Source organism: Pseudogracilibacillus amylolyticus (SeqCode) (assembly GCF_051918545.1).
GTDB lineage: Bacteria > Bacillota > Bacilli > Bacillales > Amphibacillaceae > Pseudogracilibacillus.
In genome coordinates this window covers 1-7,100 of sequence record NZ_JBPPZG010000200.1, presented here as the reverse complement: position 1 = coordinate 7,100, position 7,100 = coordinate 1, and the positions used below count along the sequence as shown (strand labels likewise).

7 protein-coding genes are annotated in these 7,100 nt (G+C 36.0%); all 7 read left to right on the top strand.

Going from position 1 to position 7,100, the window contains the following annotated elements; all coding sequences use genetic code 11:
- Positions 1-3,340, top strand: a 3,340-nt coding sequence (gene essC, locus ACPYKA_RS17075) for a type VII secretion protein EssC (RefSeq protein ID WP_479543417.1), incomplete at its 5' end; no start/stop codon positions are given.
- A gap of 17 nt (positions 3,341-3,357) precedes the next feature.
- A complete protein-coding gene (locus ACPYKA_RS17070; protein ID WP_479543416.1) occupies positions 3,358-3,780 on the top strand; it encodes a YwqH-like family protein in 423 nt (140 codons plus the stop codon).
- Positions 3,777-4,088 carry a TIGR04197 family type VII secretion effector gene (locus ACPYKA_RS17065; RefSeq protein ID WP_479543415.1) on the top strand — a complete coding sequence of 104 codons (312 nt, stop codon included), beginning with the start codon at positions 3,777-3,779 and terminating at the stop codon, positions 4,086-4,088. Before ACPYKA_RS17070 ends, ACPYKA_RS17065 begins: the two co-directional genes overlap by 4 nt.
- 15 nt (positions 4,089-4,103) lie before the next feature.
- A complete protein-coding gene (locus tag ACPYKA_RS17060; protein ID WP_479543414.1) occupies positions 4,104-5,300 on the top strand; it encodes a T7SS effector LXG polymorphic toxin in 1,197 nt (398 codons plus the stop codon).
- A gap of 14 nt (positions 5,301-5,314) precedes the next feature.
- A complete protein-coding gene (locus ACPYKA_RS17055) occupies positions 5,315-6,115 on the top strand; it encodes a hypothetical protein (RefSeq protein ID WP_479543413.1) in 801 nt (266 codons plus the stop codon).
- On the top strand, positions 6,105-6,563 hold the full coding sequence (locus tag ACPYKA_RS17050; RefSeq protein WP_479543412.1) for a DUF5085 family protein: 459 nt from the start codon (positions 6,105-6,107) through the stop codon (positions 6,561-6,563). The genes ACPYKA_RS17055 and ACPYKA_RS17050 overlap by 11 nt, the downstream gene beginning before the upstream one ends.
- Positions 6,560-7,021, top strand: a complete 462-nt coding sequence (locus ACPYKA_RS17045) for a DUF5085 family protein (RefSeq protein ID WP_479543411.1) — start codon at positions 6,560-6,562, stop codon at positions 7,019-7,021. The genes ACPYKA_RS17050 and ACPYKA_RS17045 overlap by 4 nt, the downstream gene beginning before the upstream one ends.
- Positions 7,022-7,100: the final 79 nt, after the last annotated feature.

Genomic DNA, 7,100 nt, shown 5'->3' with positions numbered 1-7,100 from the left:
ACAAGAGCAAGATGATCTAGTAAAAGAAGCACGGCAGCTTCATTCTAGGTTTAAAGGAATTAAGTCAGTACCCGTAACCACTTCATTAATGAAAGGACCTGTAGGCTATATAGGACAGCGTTCACTAGTATTGGAACAACTTCAGTTGCTAGTAATGCAAACCGCTTTTTTCCATAGTTATCATGAACTGCAATTCATTGTTATTTTCCCAGAAGAGGAAAAACAAGAATGGGAATGGATACGTTGGTTGTCGCATGCACGTTTAAAAGAATTAAATGTTCGTGGCTTTGTTTATCATGATCGTTCCCGTGACCAAGTACTTACTTCTTTATATCAAATTTTAAAAGAACGTAAGCTGATTCTTACAGAAAAAGAAAATCAAAGGGAGAAACAATTTTTCACACCCCATTATGTCGTATTAATTACCGATGAAAAAATTATTTTAGATCATACAATTATGGAATTTTTTAATGAAGATCCAAGTCTCCTCGGGGTATCCCTTGTATTTGTTCAGGATGTACTTCAATCTCTTCCTGAGCATGTGGAAACGGTCATTGATATTCGGGATGCCAAAAGTGGAAATGTGTTGCTTGAAGAAGGGGAGCTAGTAAACCAAGCGTTTGTCCCTGATCATTTTCCAAAAAATTTTATAAAAGAAGAAATATCCCGTGCGCTTGCACCACTAAATCATTTACAGAGTTTAAAAAGTTCTATCCCAGAAGCAGTTACGTTTTTGGAAATGTATGGGGTGGAGCGTGTAGAAGAGTTTAACTTAAGTAAGAATTGGGCAGTAAATGAGACGTATAAAACGCTTGCTGTACCACTTGGCTTAAGAGCAAAAGATGATATCGTCTATTTAAACTTACATGAAAAAGCCCATGGACCGCATGGACTCGTTGCAGGTACAACAGGGTCTGGTAAATCAGAAATTATCCAGTCATATATTTTGTCTTTAGCTGTAAACTTCCATCCATATGAAGTAGCCTTTTTATTAATTGACTATAAGGGTGGAGGAATGGCAAATTTATTTAAAGATTTGCCGCACGCTCTTGGAGCAATAACGAACTTAGATGGTGCACAATCGATGCGGGCCCTTGCATCCATTAAAGCCGAATTAAAAAAGAGACAACGATTGTTTGGTGAACATGATGTCAACCATATTAATCAGTATCAGAAGCTTTTCAAACAAGGAGAGGCTTCCGAACCAATGCCACATCTATTTTTAATTTCAGATGAATTTGCCGAATTAAAAGCAGAACAACCGGACTTTATGAAAGAATTAGTTTCAACAGCTCGAATTGGTCGTTCACTCGGAATCCACCTCATCTTAGCGACTCAAAAACCGAGTGGGGTTGTTGATGACCAAATATGGTCGAACTCGAAATTTAAACTCGCATTAAAAGTTCAAGACGAAGGTGATTCAAATGAAATCTTAAAAACACCGGATGCTGCTCAGATTACTCTACCAGGTCGTGCGTATTTGCAAGTTGGGAATAATGAAATCTATGAACTGTTCCAGAGTGCTTGGAGTGGAGCGGACTATACATTGGATAAGGATGATCCGGAATTAATCGATACAACCGTCTATGCGATCAATGATTTAGGGCAATATGAAATTTTAACCAAAGACTTAAGTGGATTAGATAAAAAAGAAGAGATTTCAAAAACAAAGACTGAACTCGAAGCGGTTATTGAATATATTCATGATCATACAGAAAAGCAAAATATCGAACAACTTCCTAGCCCATGGTTACCGCCGTTAGAAAAACAGATCTTTGTTACAGAAATCTGTAAAAGAGATTTTCGGAGTAACTGGCAAGGAGAAAAGCAAAAATTACAAGCCGTTATTGGGATGGCCGATTTTCCAGATGAACAGGCTCAGCGCATGCTAGAAATTCCTTTAACAAAAGACGGACATTTAGCGGTCTTTTCTAGCCCTGGTTATGGTAAATCTACATTTATCCAAACTGTAATTATGGATGTCGCCCGTGTACAAAATCCTGAGTATCTACATATCTACTTGCTTGATTTTGGAACGAATGGGCTTTTGCCACTTAAAGATTTACCACATGTTGCAGATACGATACTTATTGATGAAAGTGAGAAAATCGGTAAATTAGTCAGACGGCTAGAGGGTGAAATAAAACATCGGAAACAATTATTGAGTAAATTTGGTGTTGCTACGATGGATATGTATGAAAAAGCAAGTGGGAATATCGTCCCTCATACGATGATTGCTATTGATAATTATGACGCTGTCAGAGAGGCTGACTTTGTAGAGCCATTTGAAAAAGCAGTAACACAGATTGCTAGAGAAGGGGCAAGTATCGGTATCCATCTAGTCATTAGTGGTAGTCGTCAAAATGTTCTCAGAATGCCGTTATTATCCAATATTAAAACACAAATTTCACTATTTTTAATCGATCAATTAGAAACACGTACGATTGTAGGCCGTACGAAATTAGAGGTGGAAGAGTTCCCAGGCCGTGGATTAATTAAGTTAGAAGAACCGACTATGTTTCAAACTGCCCTTCCAACAAAAGGAGAAGATACATTACAAATCATTGAAGGAATCCAAAAAGAAGCGAAAGAAATGGATAGCTTCTGGGATGGAGAACGACCAGAAGAAATCCCGATGATGCCAGATGGAGTCATCGAATTTACTAAATTTAAAGAAAGAAAAGCAACGAAGCAGTTAATTGAACAAAACTTGTTACCATTAGGACTCGATTTTGAAGAAGTTGAACCATTAGCCTTTGACTTTGAGAAGTTTGGTCATTTAATTGCGATTGGTGATCGACTAGATCGTATAGAAAATATGCGAGTAGCTTTGGCGAAAAATATGATGCTTCTAACAGAATCATACCGGACGATGTTACTTGATACGTCTGATCAAAAGTTAGCTGAAATAGGCGAATCGCTAAATGCATATATATCGAAAACCGAACAATTTTCCGGGTTAAAGAATGATCTCTTAAGTGAAATAAAGTACCGAATTGAAAATAAAACGAATGAACCAAAATGGTTAATTATGATTGCTAATTTTAAAGACTTTTGTACGAATAGTATGGTCAATGATGAAGAAATAGCCACGTTAATGAATGCTGGAAATCTCGGGATTCACCTTATCATCTGTAGTGAATACAGTTATCTCGGGCAAAGTTTCGAACAAGTGCCAAAATATGTAAGAGGGCAGGCGTTAGCCGGGTTATTAAGTATGCGACTTGGCGACCAAGATATTTTCAAACAACGGTTTATGGCGAATGAAAAATCACCAGAAGCATATGAATGTTATTTCGCAATGGATCATCACCATGTGAAAATTAAAATTCCGAAGTAAAGAGGGGAGTGAGCGAGATGAGCAGGTTTACGCTCAATGATTATTATGGTCAAAGAAGAACGTTAACAACTGCGATCAGCGAACAAGAGGCTAAAAAAACAGAATTAGAAGGGAAAATAAGGAGGTTAGAAAAAGCATCCAACTCCTTACAAAATTACATTGAAGTAATTGAAGACTCCCACAAGAAAATTACCGATTTGACTATTGATGAAGGTAGATGGCACGGAACAGAAAAGAATAAATTTGATAACAGTCATCAATCTTTAAAAAGTGGAACGAAAAACTTTTTAAGTCAAACAGAAGATGCTCGTACTCGTGTCGAAGAAGAACTTAGTAGATGCCAGGCAAATTTGGAATCAGTCGAATCTACTATAAGTCATTTCCGTTCCAGTTTGGCAAATGTAAATTCTCAAATTGAAGCGAGGAGGAATAGTGAATGAGTGAAAAAATTAGCCTAAATATTGCTTTATTTAAAGATAATGTTATTAGTCTAAGAAATTCTGTTACAAGTGTTGACGGACAAATGAGTACAAGTGAAACACTTGAAAAGACAAATATTACCCCATTTATTGATGATTTAGAGAATACAATCAGAGCCCTAGAACTTTTAATTGAGTATAAGGCAATGTTTCAAGCTGATTTGGAAGTTCTTGAAGATGTTGGTGAGAAAATTAGAGAGAAAGATACCCAGTTGTCACAAGTACAACGACATGATATTAGAGATGGGTATCAACCACTTCGGACGTAAAGGAGGGAAAGGAAAATGGGACATAAGGTAGATTTAGCTGAAGTTACTGCATTTTCAAGTAAAGTAAATACGTCTTCGCAAGATGTGGAGTTAAGTTTGGATGCTGTCATTGACGGAGTTAACAAAATTCGATCCATGGAGTCATTTACAGGTAGCGCAGCATCATCGGCTAAAAAATATTTTGGCGAGTTGCACCTTTCACTTTCCGATGCCTTTCAAGTACTCTTTATCAGTTTGAATGAGCATTTAAAAGAACATGTTGAAAAGTTTCAATCGGGAGTGGATTCCAGTTCAGAAGCTATTGTGCAAACTGATTACTTAGAGACAATAAAACAGGAATTAGATACAGAATATCAAAAACTCAGTGGCTACCAACGAGGAGTGTCTGGAGTCATTGACGACATATCTGACATTGTTAGTATTAGCACACCGTCATTTTCTTCGGTAATAAATGATTACAGAGATACGGCAAAAATTATCGATGAATTAGATAAGAACTTAAATTCATTCACAAATAAAGGAAAAGGACACGACAATACAACAAAAGAAATAATACACCATATAGAAGTCATTATGAGAAAGGCAAATGTAGCTACTGGTGAAGCTCGTTTTTCAGACTTTAAAAGTGGAACTGCGAACAAAGATGTTCTTGAAACGAAAGATCTTGTTAGTTATATTTCGAAAATGGATAATGTGTTGGATAAGGCGAAGAAAAGCATAACCGATCATGCTCATTACAGTAAGAAGGGATATTATAATACCCCTAAGCTTGATCCACACCCAAGTACGCAAACTGTCAGAGAAAAAGCAAAATATGTTTTAAAAGAGTCAGGGAAAGGTGTAAAAGACAGCGTAAAAGGAATGACCGGTTTTACTAAAGGTGCCGGCAAGGTGTTAGGGCCAGCAAGTGCGGGTCTCAGTTATTATAGTAACTACCATGATGCCAAAGCAGCTGGACTTAAAGGTCAAGAGGCACACGTCCGTGCTGTAGGAGATACGGTTATTGATACAGCAGTTAGTGGAGCAGTTCAAGCTGGACTTACAGCCGCTGGTACAGTATTGATTCCGATACCTGGTGTCGGGACGGCAGCAGGAGTTGCTGCAGGAATGATTGTAAATTGGGTATTAAACATAAAAGTTGGTAAAACGAAAAAATCAGCTATGGATGTAATAAAAGGAGGTTTCCGTAAACTTAAAGGCTGGTTTAGCTAGGGAGGAACAAAAAAGTGCTATTGAAACAGCTTTCTAAATTAGATGAAGAAGACTTTGCAGTATTAAGAGGACCTTTTGAGTCGGGGAGACAAAGCCCAAAAAGTCTAGGAGGAGTATTAGTACTTTCAATATTTCTACAAGGATTACTGTTTTTACTTACTTATTTTATTGTTGCGGATCGCACAGTTTATCCATATAAAGAGATGTTTTTTATATTGCATTTGGGAATAACGGTAATCCTTATATTGTTTTCAATCGTTTATAGTATTCCAGCCATATATATGAAACAACAGAAGGTGCAATATTTTATCTCAATTTTAGTTTCTCAGAACCTATTTGGATTATTTTTCTTAGTTTGTTCCTTGTTTTTAATAGGGTCTGACTTGGTGATAATTCGGACGGATTATTCACTGTTGATTATTACCTTGTTAATAATCGCTTTCGGGATCTTAATTTTTTTAGCCACTTTTATTCGATTTTATATATTGCTGAGAAAAGGTGCATACAGAATCGGATCGCAAAAAGGAAAGTTACGAAGCAGGTTTGAAACAAAGTCTTATTTACCAGCGGTTATCGTCGGTAGCACAGGTATGGTAATTATTATTCGATATATTGTGAATACATTTCAATTAGCAGATGTAGAGGCTTTAGGTATGACAATTCTTTGTATTTCAATATTTTATACGATGTTATTCGTCTTACCCGAACAACTAGTTATTTTATATTGTAAAACTCGTTTCGATAGTTTTAACTTTGATCAAGAAGGAAATTTAAAGCCGTTTTCAAGTGAGGTGAACGAAGTAAATGAAATTTGAAATCCGGTCACTTAATTTTGATAATCTATTAATTTATGAAACGAGACAATTAAGAGAAGACTGGCAAGAAGGAATACTATTAATGGAAGATTTTACGCTTATTAAAGATATTTATCAAAATGGTCCTATCTTCTTTTCAGTTGCACCAGAAGAAAATGAAGATAAATTCGGTCAATTTACGTATTATTTACCGATTAACGAGAAGGTAAAGTTAGAGGAAGATCCGAATTTCGGCTTTTTGGAAAATTTATATATAGAAGAAGCGTTAGGTTTACGTCAAGCGGATCAAGAGGTGGACTTTCATGCAGCATATAGAAAAGTAAAAGACTATGCTCATCATCACAATATTTCATTGGAAAATACATTTTATTGCATTTTACTAGAAATATACGGTGAATACATTATTGATTTATATGTACCAGTTAAGAAACGGGGCGATCAATCGTGATATTTGAGAATCATAAAATCGCTTATAAAAATGTTGTTTCGAAGTACTATAAGTTTTCACCTGAAGATATTGATGAAGCTATTCAAGACTTCCACCGAATTTTAGATGAGCAAGGATACCATGTGACTGGTTCTATCTTTTATTCGCTGATTAGTGAACCAACAGAAGAGATAATGGTAGCAGAGATTTTCTTACCAATTGAAGAAAATAAATTCACGAACCAATCGAATGAAGAAATGTTTTTTAGAAGCTATTTTACTATCCAACCGATGATAATGATCCGTGTATTCGATGAGTTTGACGAACAGTCGCAAGTGAAATATTGGGAGCTTATGAATTTTATTAGACAACATGGGTTGGAACAAAGAACACCGGTATTTTTTGAATTTAAAACGACTAATAAAGGAAAGCATTATCTAGAAATGAGTGTAGGAATAAAAAGGGAGCTGTTATTTTGAAGAAATTAATTTTGATTTTATCGTTTATTTTAGTTCTAGGTCTAGCTGCTTGTGGAAATAAAACAAGTAATGATACAAG